Origin of the sequence: Falsihalocynthiibacter arcticus (assembly GCF_000812665.2) — a bacterium.
In the GTDB taxonomy this organism is placed as follows: Bacteria; Pseudomonadota; Alphaproteobacteria; order Rhodobacterales; family Rhodobacteraceae; genus Falsihalocynthiibacter; species Falsihalocynthiibacter arcticus.
Genome location: NZ_CP014327.1, coordinates 315,647 through 330,082, shown reverse-complemented (window position 1 = coordinate 330,082; position 14,436 = coordinate 315,647). Strand labels below are relative to the sequence as shown.

The 14,436-nt window shown below is 53.3% G+C and carries 17 protein-coding genes and 1 pseudogene; 4 read left to right on the top strand and 14 right to left on the bottom strand.

Annotation, left to right across the window (positions count from 1 at the left end; translation table 11 throughout):
* Positions 1-39 precede the first annotated feature (39 nt).
* Complete coding sequence (locus tag RC74_RS01660; protein ID WP_039004480.1) at positions 40-1,050, bottom strand: zinc-binding alcohol dehydrogenase family protein; 1,011 nt, start codon at positions 1,048-1,050, stop codon at positions 40-42.
* 24 nt (positions 1,051-1,074) lie between these two features.
* On the bottom strand, positions 1,075-1,365 hold the full coding sequence (locus RC74_RS01655; RefSeq protein ID WP_039004479.1) for a putative quinol monooxygenase: 291 nt from the start codon (positions 1,363-1,365) through the stop codon (positions 1,075-1,077).
* 98 nt (positions 1,366-1,463) lie between these two features.
* Between RC74_RS01655 and RC74_RS01650 the strand changes: the two genes are divergently transcribed.
* Both RC74_RS01650 and RC74_RS01645 read left to right on the top strand, forming a co-directional pair.
* A complete protein-coding gene (locus RC74_RS01650; RefSeq protein ID WP_039004478.1) occupies positions 1,464-2,366 on the top strand; it encodes a LysR family transcriptional regulator in 903 nt (300 codons plus the stop codon).
* A 915-nt stretch (positions 2,367-3,281) separates the two neighbouring features.
* Complete coding sequence (locus RC74_RS01645; protein WP_236940010.1) at positions 3,282-3,713, top strand: hypothetical protein; 432 nt, start codon at positions 3,282-3,284, stop codon at positions 3,711-3,713.
* A gap of 124 nt (positions 3,714-3,837) precedes the next feature.
* On the opposite strand, the gene RC74_RS01640 is transcribed toward RC74_RS01645, so the two are convergent.
* The 7 genes from RC74_RS01640 to RC74_RS01620 form a co-directional block, all read right to left on the bottom strand.
* The gene (locus tag RC74_RS01640; protein ID WP_039004477.1) at positions 3,838-4,074 is read right to left on the bottom strand and encodes a thioredoxin family protein; all 237 of its coding nucleotides are present in this window, start codon (positions 4,072-4,074) and stop codon (positions 3,838-3,840) included.
* Positions 4,075-4,088: 14 nt separating this feature from the next.
* Positions 4,089-4,469: a permease gene (locus RC74_RS23300; RefSeq protein WP_218918104.1), complete on the bottom strand. Its 381-nt coding sequence runs from the start codon at positions 4,467-4,469 to the stop codon at positions 4,089-4,091.
* A gap of 47 nt (positions 4,470-4,516) precedes the next feature.
* The gene (locus RC74_RS23295) at positions 4,517-5,041 is read right to left on the bottom strand and encodes a permease (protein ID WP_250637068.1); all 525 of its coding nucleotides are present in this window, start codon (positions 5,039-5,041) and stop codon (positions 4,517-4,519) included.
* Between the two features lie 97 nt (positions 5,042-5,138).
* Positions 5,139-5,969, bottom strand: coding sequence for a cation diffusion facilitator family transporter (locus RC74_RS01630; RefSeq protein ID WP_417935172.1), 831 nt, complete (start codon positions 5,967-5,969; stop codon positions 5,139-5,141).
* A 298-nt stretch (positions 5,970-6,267) separates the two neighbouring features.
* Positions 6,268-6,990, bottom strand: coding sequence for a permease (locus RC74_RS01625; RefSeq protein ID WP_417935171.1), 723 nt, complete (start codon positions 6,988-6,990; stop codon positions 6,268-6,270).
* Positions 6,990-7,190: a hypothetical protein gene (locus RC74_RS23640; protein ID WP_417935170.1), complete on the bottom strand. Its 201-nt coding sequence runs from the start codon at positions 7,188-7,190 to the stop codon at positions 6,990-6,992. The genes RC74_RS01625 and RC74_RS23640 overlap by 1 nt, the downstream gene beginning before the upstream one ends.
* Positions 7,183-7,536, bottom strand: a complete 354-nt coding sequence (locus RC74_RS01620) for an ArsR/SmtB family transcription factor (protein ID WP_039004557.1) — start codon at positions 7,534-7,536, stop codon at positions 7,183-7,185. Before RC74_RS01620 ends, RC74_RS23640 begins: the two co-directional genes overlap by 8 nt.
* Positions 7,537-7,610: 74 nt before the next feature.
* Here RC74_RS01620 and RC74_RS01615 point away from each other — a divergent pair, with 74 nt between their 5' ends.
* Both RC74_RS01615 and RC74_RS01610 read left to right on the top strand, forming a co-directional pair.
* Positions 7,611-8,216 (top strand): uracil-DNA glycosylase family protein, encoded by a 606-nt coding sequence (locus RC74_RS01615; RefSeq protein WP_039004475.1) that lies wholly within the window; start codon positions 7,611-7,613, stop codon positions 8,214-8,216.
* Positions 8,206-8,996, top strand: a pseudogene (locus tag RC74_RS01610) (SseB family protein). Before RC74_RS01615 ends, RC74_RS01610 begins: the two are co-directional and overlap by 11 nt.
* Here RC74_RS01610 and RC74_RS01605 read toward each other — a convergent pair.
* Genes RC74_RS01605 through mreC form a run of 5 tightly spaced genes read right to left on the bottom strand, consistent with a single transcriptional unit; the run spans position 8,993 to position 14,435 of the window.
* A complete protein-coding gene (locus RC74_RS01605; protein WP_039004471.1) occupies positions 8,993-9,925 on the bottom strand; it encodes a 2-hydroxyacid dehydrogenase in 933 nt (310 codons plus the stop codon). The pseudogene RC74_RS01610 and the gene RC74_RS01605 sit on opposite strands and share 4 nt — an antisense overlap.
* Before the next feature lie 8 nt (positions 9,926-9,933).
* Positions 9,934-11,073, bottom strand: a complete 1,140-nt coding sequence (gene rodA / locus RC74_RS01600) for a rod shape-determining protein RodA (RefSeq protein WP_039004470.1) — start codon at positions 11,071-11,073, stop codon at positions 9,934-9,936.
* The gene (gene mrdA, locus RC74_RS01595; RefSeq protein ID WP_039004468.1) at positions 11,070-12,989 is read right to left on the bottom strand and encodes a penicillin-binding protein 2; all 1,920 of its coding nucleotides are present in this window, start codon (positions 12,987-12,989) and stop codon (positions 11,070-11,072) included. The genes rodA and mrdA overlap by 4 nt, the downstream gene beginning before the upstream one ends.
* Positions 12,986-13,522, bottom strand: coding sequence for a hypothetical protein (locus tag RC74_RS01590; RefSeq protein ID WP_052275129.1), 537 nt, complete (start codon positions 13,520-13,522; stop codon positions 12,986-12,988). The genes mrdA and RC74_RS01590 overlap by 4 nt, the downstream gene beginning before the upstream one ends.
* A complete protein-coding gene (mreC, locus tag RC74_RS01585; RefSeq protein WP_039004467.1) occupies positions 13,515-14,435 on the bottom strand; it encodes a rod shape-determining protein MreC in 921 nt (306 codons plus the stop codon). The genes RC74_RS01590 and mreC overlap by 8 nt, the downstream gene beginning before the upstream one ends.
* Between the last annotated feature and the right edge of the window lies 1 nt (position 14,436).

Sequence of the window (14,436 nt, the reverse complement as noted above, 5' to 3'; positions counted from 1 at the left end):
CGCGAGACTCCTTTTCCATGGGCTGGTTTTACAGGTCCGTTAAAACCCTTCGACCACAATTTTCCCTTTAGCAGTGCCCGTTTCAATGAGCTTGTGGGCCGCACGCATATTTTGAGCGTTGATCGGCGAAAGGACTTCGCTGACGGTCGTACGAATGCGCCCAGCGTCGATTTCACCCGAAACATAGGTGAGCAGTTTGTGCTGCTCTATCATGTCGGGCGTCTCAAACATGGCGCGTGTGAACATGAGTTCCCAATGTAAACTCGCAGCCTTGGTTTTCATTCCCGCCATCGGCATCGGCAAATTGGTGTCGTCGATTGTGACGATTGCTCCTTGGGGACGAATAAGCTCAACGGCGGTATCCCAATGCCGCATGTCATTGAAAATTGCAATATGATCAACATGTTGGAAGCCAAGGGCGCGGACTTGCTCTACCATTGGTTGGCGATGGTTCACAACGTGATCCGCCCCAAGTTCCTTAACCCAGCTTACCGTTTCGGGACGGGACGCTGTGGCAATGACCACAAGACCCGCGGCTTTAGCGAGCTGAATGCCAATCGATCCAACACCCCCACCCGCGCCAATAATCAAGAGGGCTTGCCCCTTGTTAGCACCGTCACGGTCGATCCCCAATCGATCAAAAAACGATTCATAAGCTGTGATTGTTGTGAGGGGCAACGCCGCAGCTTCGGCAAAGTTAAGAGATTTTGGCTTTATTCCGACGATACGCTCATCAACGAGTTGAAACTTGGAATTCGATCCCGCGCGTGTGATATCGCCAGCGTAATAGACCGCGTCACCCGGTTTGAAAAGCGTCACTTCTGGCCCCACGGCCTCAACAACACCGCTCGCATCCCAGCCCAAAACGCGTGGCGTTTCTTCCACCGTATCTTTGGGACTGCGGACTTTGGTGTCCACAGGATTAACCGACACGGCCTTGACCGCGACCAAAAGATCACGTCCCAGTGCCGTTGGTTTGGGGAGTTCCACATCCAAAAACGAATTTGGATCCGTAATTGGCAAGTAATGTGTAAGGGCAACAGCCTTCATGGTATTTCTCCTAATTTCCAGCGCTTAGCTTAGAATTGTCATTTCGTTTAAGAGGAACTCGGCAACCGCTCCGTCCGTGGCCGTCATATAAGCGGCAAGATGAGGCGCGTTCATGTGTGTTTGCCACAATTCGCGGGTGTCCCAGTTTTCATAAAACATGAAATGGCTGGGGTTTTCGTTGTCTTGGTGAAGGTCATAGTTGACACAACCGGCCTCTGCGCGGGTCGCATCGATGAGTTTCAATAACTCGGCTTTGACCAAGTCGACTTGATCTGGGTTGGCCCTAATATTGGCGACGATGGTAAGTTTGGGCATTTTGACGTTTCCATTGTTGTTGTGTGACATCACTTAACGACTTGCGTGCGGCGGATAAACGGGCAGTATTCGGAATAATAATCCGGAGGAACCGTACAATGTTGCTCAATAATATCGCCCTCTTCTTGCAAATAGTCGAAAAAGGCAGCCTCACTGCTGCTGGCCGCGAATTGAGGCTATCCTCAACCACCGTTTCCGAACGCTTAGCCGCCTTGGAAGCGCATTTCGGGGTCGTTCTTTTGAATCGTACAACGCGTGCAATCAGCCTTACCGAAGAAGGTCGCACGCTTGTTGACGGCGCCAAGCAAGTTCTCGGAGAAGTAGAGGACCTTGAAGCGCGTATCCGGTTTGGGGCGCAAACGCTTTCGGGTCCAATCCGCATAAGCGCCCCAAGCAATCTTGGGCGCACCCATATTTCCGGAGGAATCACGGAATTCTTGTCCGATCATCCTGCGATTTCGATCGAATTACTGCTCTCGGACGGATACGTCGACCTCGTGGGGGAGGGGTTTGACATGGCGTTTCGGTTTGGCCCCGCAATAGACAGTTCTCTGCGCTCCAAAAGTTTGGGTCATAGTCGCAGGTTTGTTTGTGCGTCTCCCTCCTATTTGGAAAAACACGGAGCCCCCCAAATCCCTGCCGATCTAAAGGAGCATAATTGTTTGGTGATGCGATTTGGGGCGAAGTTGGATAATGTCTGGCAGTTCGGGCCAAGTCCCCTCCCACAAATCGTGTCTGTGCGGGGTAACCGCGTGGCCAATGACAGTGCTCTCGTGCAGCAGTGGTGTCTTGAAGGCCATGGCATCATTCTGAAATCAGAGTTGGATGTAAGTGCTGAGATCAAAGCGGGCAACCTTGTCGCGCTCTTGGAAAATCATCCGCCGTCGCCGACTCTGTTGCAAATGCTTTTTCCGCCAAGCCGCGCACAACCAAGGCGCGTCCGCGCACTCGTGGACAAGCTTTCGCACGTTCTTCAAGAAGCAGAGTGGAGAAAGGGATGATATGAACACCCGTCGGAACAAGTCCCGGAATTTGTCTTCGACCGTGAATTAGGATGCGCCTGTGTTGGCTGGACCGAGGCGGAAAATCGCGTGGCAGAAGGGTTTTGGGCCTTTAGCTACGGTGGATGGGCATATTGGAGCGTCGTAAAATAGACGAAGCGAAAGAACCATTCGCCTGCTTCCAATGCCAAGTTTGCGTGGAAGCGTCCAGCGATCAAGAGTATGGCTGCGGGGTACCAAGGGTAGTGGGGCCCTTGCCGGTTGAAGACGCCACAATCGACAAGTTTTAATCCAAGACAAGTTAATTGTTGGTGCGCGATGTTTTAAAACGCGCGCCGGACGTTAAACACCTTCAGCATATGATTTACACTTACTTGCTTTGGGATGTTACGGCTGACCGCTCGTTTCGGGTCTGGTGTGTGGGTATTTCAGATATCCGCATGCGGCGTGGGGTCGGTAGTTTTTTGCCCAGACACCTTTGTATTACATGTGCTTTGAGTAGTGAATCGGCTGGCAACTTCTGGTGTCTTGCCACCTCTGAACGCGACAAACATGGCAGCTGTGTTTTAATTTACCCATTATTGAACTGAGTCTTGCCATTTATCCCTTGGGCGACCACCATTCTGAAATGGTTCGGAAAAGTCGCCCCCTTTTAGGTTAGAAAAACATAAGCGCCGTGTCTAAGTGGCCCTTTTTTGTCAGGGGCCGGTGCTTCTATTAGAAAGCCGCATTCTCGTATTTCGCTCCAAAGCACATATCGATTGATGCCTGTTTATTTGAATGCCAAAGGGAAAAAAATATGGTTCTTCCCATTTAAGCTCAGCATTCAAATACGCTACTTTTAGCGCGGGTCTTTTTCGGAAATTGACACTTTGGCAAGAACGTCGCAGGTTGGAGGTGATTGGGAGAAATTTAGTGCAACATGTTGGTTCAACTGAGAGCGTCACTGCGGGTAACGGTTTGGCATTGCGCGTCCGGTCACTTCTTTGTCGAGTTGCCGAGCAAGCGCCTCCTATCACCTATCAAGGTTTAGCGAAGGCCTTAGACCTCTCGCCGCCAAATACGATCCATCAACTTACAGTCGCGTTAGAGTGCCTGATGGAGGAGGATGTCGCTGCTGCGCGCCCGTTGATCGCTGCCCTCGTGGTTAGCAAAGCGAGGGATGGGTTGCCCGCGCCTGGCTTTTTCGATTGCGCACGCCGTTTTGGGCGCTTTCACGGGGACCCTTCCGGACCCGAGAGTTCGGCGTTCTACGCGGCAGAGTTCGATAAGGCCGTCGAGTTCTGGTGCGTGCCTGCCAATTCCGTGGAACCGATTTCCAGGTTCAATAGCTACCCTGAAAGTTGAGTTTGAAGCACTCTGCGGCCCGATTTAACGAATATATTCGAACCCCAAGGGGCGTGGAGAATCTCACAGATTGACATGTTGGTTTGAGCGCACTCGTTCAGTGGTCGTTTTTAGATTGAGTATCTCAGATACTCTTGAGCAATGCCCCAATTTCAGAGGCGCTCAGAACACGCCCACTTGAGACGACTTTTTCGTCAATCACGAGGCCGGGTGTGGACATGATTCCATAACTGGCGATGGCGACAATATCGGTCACTTTCTCAATGTCCGCATCCAAGGCGGCCGATTGTAAAGCCGTCTTGGTATTCTCCGCCAAGGCCACGCATTTTTTGCAGCCAGATCCCAAAATTTTGATGATCATTCTTCTCTCCCTTTTTAGACGAATAGATGTGCGGTCGCATTGAAAATATAGCCGATCAGGACAATCCCCACGGTGACGATGCCGACAAACACTGCCATCAGGGGCAGTTTTACTACCCGTTTAAGCATGATCATCGACGGTAAAGACAGCGCTGTAACGGCCATCATGAAAGTCAGCGCTGTGCCCAACCCAACGCCCTTTTGCACCAAGGCTTCCGCGATGGGCAGCGTGCCAAAAATATCGGCGTACATCGGAATGCCAGCGAGCGTCGCGACCAAAACCGACCACCACTTATCCTGCCCTAGCAGGGCTGAAATGAAGGTTTCCGGAATCCAGTTGTGGATGGCCGCGCCGATACCGACGCCGATCAAAACATAGATCCAAACACGGTGCACAATTTCGATAACTTGATCAGCGGCGTAGCGCAGTCGTTCACGTCGGCTTATTGTGCCGTTGTTATCATGGTCGCTGACGGGGCTTTGATAGACAAAGGCCTCAACCCGATTGCGACATAGGACAATGCGATACTCCAGTTGAATATACTCGCAAGGAGTATCACCGAGGCCAGATCAACCAGTGGCGAGGAAATCAGAAACGAGAAAGTTACCGCTAGCGGCAGGCCCGCGCTCGTAAAGCCAATAAAAAGCGGGATGGAGGAACAGGAGCAAAATGGCGTGATGGTTCCAAGCAAAGCCGCCATAACATTGGCCCCAAGACCTTGCCGCTGCCCAAGAATGCGGCGGGTGCGTTCCGGTGGAAAATAGCTTTGCACATAGGAAATGCTGAAGATCAGAACCGAGAGCAGAATGAATATTTTAATAACATCGTAGATGAAGAAGTGAACGCTTCCCCCTATCTGGCTCGCGGGATTTAGGCCAAAACCTTCGCGCACCAGTAACGTGACCAAATCCGAGAGCCATTGCATGCGCAGCAGCTGGTCGTTCAGCCAGATCAAGACATCACGCATTCATTAGATCCCAAAAAAAGACACCGAGAAAGTCCGCCATCATGGAGGAAGCGTATTGAACCCGATACGAATTGACTTTGATTTCAATCAACCCAATTCAATTTGCGACAATGTGCCCAACTTCTTGAGGGTCTTTGCAGGCATGGACATGACATTCCAATTCAAGTGTGATGTGGGACAGTCCAAACCCGTCGCGCAAAGCGTCCTTAACTGCAAGTTTCACGCGGTCTGCTTCGGTCCAGACGCCAGCCTTAATCACAATATGCGCGTCCACAGCTGACTCGTGTTCCTGCATTTGCCATAGATGCAGATGATGCACGTCCTCCACGCCCGATACCGTGCGTATGGCTTTTAATATTGCGCGCGTATCAAGGTCAGGTGGGCTGCCGAGCATCAAGATACGCACAGCGCCGCCGATTTCAGTCACAGATTGCCAAAGAATATAGCCCGCAATTACCAGCGTAATAAGCGGGTCAATCAGCCGCCAATCATACAATATGATCACGGTGCCCGCGATGATGACCGCAACGGAACCAAGGGCATCAGCGACATTGTGGAGGAACGCCGCGCGAATATTCATACTTTGTTTTGACAACGCGTAGGTCAGAAGCGCGGTGGCAGCATCAACTAAAAGCGCAAAAAACGCGATGACAACTACCAGCCACCCGTCAACGCTGGCAGGATTGAAAAGCCGCACCACAGCCTCATAGGTCAGATATAATCCGAGCAGGATGAGGGTCGTGTAGTTGATCAAAGCTGCCACAATTTCCGCACGGCCATAGCCAAACGTCATCGTGTCGTCGGCGGGCCTTTGTGCGATCTTGCGTGCCACAAAAGCGAGAATAAGCGAGAGTGCATCCGACATATTGTGAATTGCATCTGCAATCAACGCCAAACTACCAGACAAAATGCCACCGATAATCTGCACAACTGTCAGCAGAATATTGACCGTAATGGCCCAGAAAATCCGCGTATTCCCAGAGTTGGGGTCAATATGATGATGATGTCCTGACAGCTTGAATTTTCCTCTACAGTTCGATTTCCTTGAGCTTAGTTTGTCTGCGTTTAACCGCCAGTGCGTTGAGCGCAACTTGGAGGCTATAATCAAGCGACACTATTCCAAACAATCCCTGCTGCAAACGCGCCTGTCATGGCGATCCCGAGATAGGCCACAAACACGCGCGGCTTGACTAAGGCCCAGACGGCGAGGGCCGCGGGGATGCAGCTCACCCCCCAGCGATCGCGAAGGACATGGCCGCGCCGTTGCTCATGCCTTGTTCCAAAAGCGCGTGGATGAGGGGCACGGCGGCGAAACCGTTGAGATAAGCTGGTGCTCCGATCAAAGCGCCAAGCGCGATGGGTTTGAGCCCTTCGCCACCTAGGAAGCTTGCGATGGTTTCGGCCGGAACATAGCTCAACATCAGGGCTTCGATCAAATACGCAAGCAACAACCATTTCCCCAAAAATAGCGCATTTTCGACCACGGTCTGGCGAAATGCTGTCCGTCTTGGCGCTTCTTTCCAGAATTTCCAAACGGGCTTGCCATCAAAAGGAGAGGGGCCGCAACCACAGCCCGAGGTTTGGACCGCTTTGCGTAAAGGGTTCGCGAATACGGCGCTTTTGGCAAAGAGTTTTACGGTGAAGCCGCCCATGATCCCAAGGCCGATGGCGGCGATCCCTTTGGCAAAGGCAAATTCCCATCCAAGGGTGCCCGCCGTCACCAAAAACATGGCGGGATCCATCAAGGGAGAGGCCAGCCAAAAGGCCATAACCGCCGAAAGTGGTGCGCCGAGCGCCAAAAGGGCTGCTATAAACGGAATGACTTCGCAGGAACAAAACGGTGATAAGCCCCCAAGGGCCGCCGCCATAAAGATCATCCGAATTTCGCGCCCTTCAAAGGCTCGCGCCAACAGGGCTTCGGCGCCAGAGGCCTTGAGATACCCCACCATCAGCACAGCAAAAACGATGAAAACGCCCGTGTGAAGGATGGCAGCCCGGCAAAGCTCAGAGTCGGGAAAAAACGTGCAGGATCGAAAAGAGCGACGAGCAATGGGATGGCAAGGATCGCGACCCAAGCCAAGTCGAGGCGTTTCCAGAAGGGCGCACTGGGGGAAGGTGTATGCGAATGGGTGTGTGTTGTTTCAGTCATGGCTGTGCTCGTGGTCTGTAGAGGGGCAATCGGCGCAACATTCGCGCAAGAGATAGTCGGCAAGCTTCTGCATCTCAGAATAGGCCGCGGCAGCACAAATAACGCTGCGCCCCTTTTTCTCCTGCGTTACAAGGCCCGCTTGGGTGAGGATTTTCAGGTGGTGCGTTAGGGTGGAGCCCGTTACGCCACTGCGTTCGCCCAAGGTGCCAATCGTTGCGCCTTCCGGTCCTGCGCGCACTAAACAGCGTAAAACTTCAAGGCGTTGCTCGCTTCCAAGGGCCGCAAAACTAGAGGCGGCCACGTGAATGTCGAGCGGAGAATCGGGATTTGCGATAGTTGCTTTCATATTTCTATAATTGTAGAAGTATAGAAGTGAGTCAAGGCCCTTGAAGTCGCGCTTCATCTAGGAAAAACTATCGTATGATCCGCACCCTCCAAGATTTAGACCGCAATATCCGAGGCTGTGTACTGTGCGAGGAGCGCTTTTCGCAAACCTCAACAGCCCATAAACCACGTCCAATTACTTGGTTGAATGGTCGCGCCCCGATTTTGATTGCCGGCCAAGCACCAGGAGCACGGGTTTATAAAAGCGGTATTCCATTTGATGATCCCTCGGGTGAGCGCTTGCGTGACTGGATGGGGGTGGGACACGATACGTTTTATGACCGCGCGCAAGTTTCCATCCTCCCAATGGCGTTTTGCTTTCCGGGGTATGACCAAAAAGGGAGCGACCTTCCACCGCCAGCAGTGTGTCGCAAAACGTGGCATCTTGACGTTTTGCAACATTTATCGCCCCGATTAACCCTTTTGGTGGGTGGTTACGCACAAAAATACCACATTGGCGCTGCAAATGGCGCGAGCGTCTCGGCGACCGTCCAAGATTGGCGCAGCCATGCGCCGCACGTGTTTCCCTTGCCACATCCGTCGTGGCGCAATACTGGCTGGATCAAGAAAAACCCGTGGTTTGAGGCTGACCTTCTTCCAGTCCTGCGCGGGCGTGTTCAAGAGGTGCTAAATGAAAACTGAGACTCCCCTCGACGTGGCCTATGCCGCAATGCTGTCCACCCCCGAAAGCGATACCGCGCGGTTGCCGTATTTCGAGTGCCTTGCTGATAGTGAGTTGTTCCTATTGCTTGAAAGGGAAGCGTACGCAGACAAAATCTCACCTGAGTTGTTTGAAACCGAGGGGGGGCGCTTTGTTTTGGCCTTTGATCGGGAGGAGCGACTGGTAGACTTTACCGGACACGCGGCTCCTTATGTGGCTCTCTCAGGGCGGATCATCGCGCATATGGTTGTGGAGCAGGGGATCGGGCTTGGCGTTAATCTGGGGGTTGAGGGGGCGAAAACCTTCTAGATTCAGAGGCACTTGGCTGGCTTTTGCAGACGCTCGATCACAAGCCGGAAGAGGTTGAGGACGTGCCGCAAGAGCTTAACCCGCCCAAAGGTTTGCCGGATGTGTTGCTCGGCGCGTTGGATCGCAAACTTCCCTCTGCCGTGGGCCTTGCGACCTCCGCGCATTTGGCCGCAGTGACATATAAATCAGGGCGGCGCGGGCATCTTTTGGCGTTTTTAGACGCAAAGCTCGGGGCCGAAGAAGCGCTGGCGAATGCCGTGAGCGAAGCCCTGACCTTCTCTGGCATTGAGGTGGGGGAGTTGGATGTCGTGTTTGTGGGGCGTGACGACGAGTTGACGGCGCCCTTGTTGCGGGTCGCCTTGAGCTTTGATCTGCCACAACCCGAACGGGCCGAAGCTGTTGAAATTGCGGCTCCAGGGTCCGACCCTAGCAAGCCGCCAATTCTACGTTAGTAGCCTGCAGTGCGGTCCACGAGGAAGAGAAACTCTTGCCCCGCCTCGCCACGTTTGATGTTGTCGGCGATGATTTCACTCGCGGTATCGGCGCGGGTTTCTGAGGCGATATGGGGGGTGATGGTGACGTTTGGATGCGCCCAATAGGGGTGGTCCGAGGGCAGAGGTTCAACCCAAAACACATCAAGCGTCGCATGCGCGACCTGCCCATTTGAGAGGGCACTTAACAGCGCGTTGTCATCAATCAGTGCGCCGCGACCCGGATTAATAATGACCGCTCCTTTGGGCAAAAGTGCCAGAGCCTCGGCATTGACTATTTTTTCAGTTTGTGGGGTGTGGGGCAGGAGAAGGACGAGAATTTCAGCCTCTGAGAGCAAGGCTTTTAAGCCCGCGCTCCCCGAAAAACTGGTAATTCCGTCAATGTCCTTGGGGCGGCGGCTCCAGCCCAATACATTGAAATTTAGGGCGGCAAGACTACGCGCACAATCTTGGCCAAGCGCGCCAAGCCCCAAAATTCCAACAGTTCGATTTCGCGCCAAAGGTGGAACACTTTGTCTCCAGTCCAAAGGTTTAGCCTGAATATAGGTATCCATTCCGAGATGGTGACGCAGCACGTGCCCGCAAACATACTCGCGCATACCTTCGGTAAGGCCGGTGTCAACCATACGGGCCAGTGGGATGTTGAGGGTTGGATTTCCCGTCAAATTCTCTACCCCAGCCCAGAGGTTTAGGACGGCTTTCGCACCCGTGAACGGTGTGAAATCCGAAACCGGACCATTGGGCGCAAAAACCAGATAGTCCACACTCGCGGGGTCTTCAAATTCGCAGCGTAAATCCACCTCCAAACCAGCTTTCTGGAAGCTTGATTTAAGGGCGTCCTTATAAAAAAACCACCGCTCTGGTTTCGCGGAAAAGAGTACATTAATCATGGGGAATCCTATCTTGGACGGTGGATATGGGCGCTTTGGACGAGGCCAAATGCGGCGAGCAAAACGATCATCGCAGACCCGCCGTAGGAAACCAAGGGCAGGGGAACGCCGACCACAGGGGCTAGGCCCATAACCATCGACATATTCACAGCAAAATACAGAAAGAAGGCGGCTGAAATTCCGAGGGTGAGCAGCGATGCAAAACGGTCTTTGTTTTGGAAGGCCGACACCATGCAAAACATAATGATGAGCAAATAGATACTAAGCAGGGAAAAACCGCCAATAAAGCCGAATTCCTCGGCGAGAGTCGTGAATATGAAATCTGTGTGCTTTTCGGGGAGGAAGTTCAGGCGGCTTTGGGTGCCCTGCATAAAGCCACGCCCCGTCCATCCCCCCGACCCAAAAGCGATTTTGGATTGTGTGATGTGATATCCCGCACCAGAGGGGTCAAATGACGGGTCAATAAACGTGTCAATCCGACGGTATTGATAGTCCTTAAGGAATTGCCAAGGCGTTCCGCGCACCTGAAAAACTGCAGTGACTGCGCCCACAACAAGGGCGATTACCGCGCCGAAATACCACCAGCTGACCCCCGCCAAAAACATCACGATTGCCCCACCTGTGACCAGTAGGATCGACGTGCCCAAGTCGGGTTGTCGCAATACCAAAGCCGTTGGGACTGCGATTACTAAGAGCGGGAAAAGTACCCACAAGGGATGTGAGGTTTTCTTAATATCGAGCCAGTCATAGTAGGCAGCGAGCAGCATCACGAGGGAGATTTTCATCAATTCGGATGGTTGCAGGCGCATGAAACCAAGATCAATCCAGCGTTGCGATCCTTTGCTTTCATCGCCGATTAAATCCACCACAACAAGCAAAACAAGCGTACCAATATAGGCCACCGTCGCGATGTTGCGCCAAAACCAAATCGGCGTCATCGCGATGGCGAACATAAGCACGATACCAAGGCCAAACCGTTTTATTTGCGGCTCGGCCCATGGGAACATGGAGCCACCAGCCACCGAATAAAGCATCATAAATCCGACACAGCACACCGTAGCTAGCAGCAGCAAAAGAGGCCAGTTGAAATAGAGGATTTTGCGAAAACCCCGTGGCGTCGTTTTGACGTTATACTCAAGATAACTCATACTGGATCTTGCTCAGCTTCGACTTGGTTGGGGTCGAGGGCTTGGATGCGAAGTTGTTGGGTGCGGATGGTGGCGCGGTCGTTGCTGGGATAGGCTTCGAGTGGGGGCGTGCCGCCATAAAGAGCCTGCAACGCAATGTCACGCAGGATCGGAGCAGCCGTCGACGACCCGCCGCCGCCGTGTTCAACCACAACAGAAATCGCGTATTTTGGCGTTTCATATGGGGCGAACCCCGTAAACAACGCGTGGTCGCGTTTGTCCCACTCGACATCGGCATTGCGCACAATACTGTTTCCCGACTGGGACGTGCCAGATTTCCCCGCGATGCGCATGGAATCCTCGACAATACGCGACCCATACCCCGTGCCGCCGGATTCGTTCGAAACGGCGAACATGGCTTTTCGTACCGCCCGCAAATGGTTTTCATTGATCCCCATATCCGTGCCGCCAAGTTCGGGTTGTTTGATCCCATCCAGCGATGCAATCATCCGAGGTTCTACGGATTTTCCGGTGGCCAAACGTGCTGACATGACGGCCACTTGAAGCGGGGTGGCAAGGACGAGGCCCTGCCCGATCGAGACGTTCAAACTGTCGCCAATGACCCATTCTTTGCCAAGTTCCTCGCGTTTCCACGCTTTGTCCGGTGCCACACCTGCCGAAACCGCTGACATTGGGATGTCAAATTTCGTGCCGTATCCAAGACGACGGGCCATTGCGGCAATGTTGTCGATCCCGACACGCTGTGCGACTTCGTAATAATAAACGTCACAAGACATTTTTAGGGAATTGTGAAGGTTCACATTCCCGTGCCCTGCGCGTTTCCAACAGTGAAACCGCCGCCCGCCTACTTCGACATAGCCCCGACAGCGGATTGTTTCTTGGGGAGTGATGACGCCTGCCTCTAGGGCGGCAAGAGCCGTCACCATTTTGAAGGTCGATCCGGGAGGGTAGCGGTCTTGTACGGTTTTACTCGCGAGGGGGCGATAGGGGTCTTGGGTGAGGGTTGAATAATCCTTCACTGAGATCCCTTTTACAAACAGGTTCGGATCAAAGGACGGTGCCGAAGCGCAGGCAACCACGTCGCCATTCTCAACATCAATCACAATTGCCGAAGCACTCAGCCCTTCCATTCGCGCTAAGCAATACTTCTGAAGGTCCGCGTCCAACGTCAGTTGAAGCGCCTTGCCCGCTTGGCCCTCTTCGCGGTCAATTTCGCGAATAATACGTCCCGTTGCGTTGACCTCAACCCGTTTTACACCAGCCGATCCGCGCAGGGTTTTCTCGGTTTTTGCTTCTGTTCCAAATTTTCCGATCTGGAAACGAGGAATGCGCAGCAAGGGATCGCCGTCGTCTATGCGTTGCAAATCATAGTCGCTCACGGGGCCAACATATCCCACGACATGAGCGAAATCCGCTCCATAGGGATAGGCGCGCGAGAGGCCAACTTCGGGCGTGATCCCCGGCAAGGCGGGCGCGTTCACGGCGATTTTGGCGAAGGCTTCCCACGAGAGGCGGTCCGCGATTGTAACGGGCGCGGATGGTCCCGCATTGCGCAACTCTTTTTTAATCCGCGCGATATCACTGGGCGTCAGGACAACGATGTGGGACAGCCGCTCCAACACAACATCCAAATCGCGGCTGTCTTCCTTACGCACCACCACGCGATAGTTTTGCTGGTTTTGCGCAATGACGTTGCCGTTGCGATCATAGATCAGCCCGCGTGCGGGGGCCAAAAGGTGCATGTTGACGCGGTTTTCTTCTGCGAGGTTGCGGAACTGGTCTGCTTGATCCACTTGCAATTGCCGCATCCGCAGAACCAAAAGCCCCATGAAACCAACCTGACTCGCTCCCAGAATAAGGCCACGCCGCGTGATTTTGCGCGCGCTTTCCTCTGTATCTTTTGGAGGCCGCCTCATGACGACCTCCTTTTGGATTCCGCAAGTTTACCGGTTGTGCCAAGAAGGGTGAGCCATCCCAGAAGGACGGTAAAAACCGGATACAGCAACACAGTGCCGATTAAGTGTTGAAGGCTGAGACCGAGTGTTGAGAGGTCGATTGCGACAATGAACAACGTGAACCGATAGCCCAAAAGTACCGCGCAAATGACACTCGCAACCAGCGCCCATTCGACGAAAAACGGCAACTCGCTATTTACGCGCGCGCGGCTGCGCAAAAATTCGGCCCCAATCACAACATAGGCCGTCAGCAACCCCGGGGGGCGCAAAAGAAAGAGGTCAAGAATAATAAAAACACCCGCGATAAGCCCAATCGGAATGGTCTTCGGTCGGCGCATTACAAGAACATAGGTCAAACAGAGTATCACATCAGGTCCAGCCCAACTTGAGGGGGCAGTTGAAAGGGGTAACAGATGCAAGAATAGGGCAATTCCAGCAATGCCTACATATAGGATCACATAAACCCAATTGCCAGTTTCCGAGTGCTCACTCACTGATCGCGACCTCCGGCAGGGGAAGTTCTGGCTCAACGAGAGGAGGTAGAAGCGCCTCTCCATTGGGCAAAATGAGCGTGCCGTTCTCCATCAACGAATGGATTGTACCGCTGCGCAAGACGCGCAAAAACTCGAGCCGCTCATTGTCGGCGGCGAGTCGCACCCGCAAGCGTCGATCTGGGCCAAGCGCGAGTTGCCCCACCAAAAGCCCCGCTGGGAAAACGTTACCATCGCCCGAAGTGACGACTTGATCGCCCGGACGGACAAGCTCTGGGCTCTCGACAAATTCCAAAAGCGGCGCGATTGAGTTGTCGCCATTGAGCAAGGCGCGTTGCCCTGAGGGTTGAATGGTGACGGGGATCGAGCTGTTGCTATCGGTCAAAAGAATGACGCGCGATGTGTCCTTCCCGACGCCAGAAATTCGCCCGACAAGGCCAATGCCGTCCATTGTCGCCCAGCCATCATGAATCCCGTCGCGCGACCCAACATTCAACAAAACCGACTGGCGAAACGGGCTGCCACTGTCGGCCAAAACCACGCCGGTGACGTGGGTCAATTTGGGATCAAGACGCACATTGTTTAAATCAAGCAAGCGGGCATTCTTCTGTTCCAGTTGCAGCGCGGCTTCTTTCCAAGCTTTCATTTGTTGTAATTCTCGGCGCAACTCTTGGTTTTGCTCGTATATTTTAGTGTAGCTTTGGAAATCCTCGATCATGTTGCTCGCGGCTGTAACCGGTGCCATTGCCCACGAAAAACTCGGAATCATTGTGTCAATAAACTGAGCGCGAAATCGCTCCATCCGTGGGTTGTCGATCCGCCAAATCAGAAAGAGCACCAGAAGCAATACAACCATAATCCCGACCAGAATGCGTCTGATCGGGCGGGTGTAGTTTTCTGATGCATTTCTATCCATT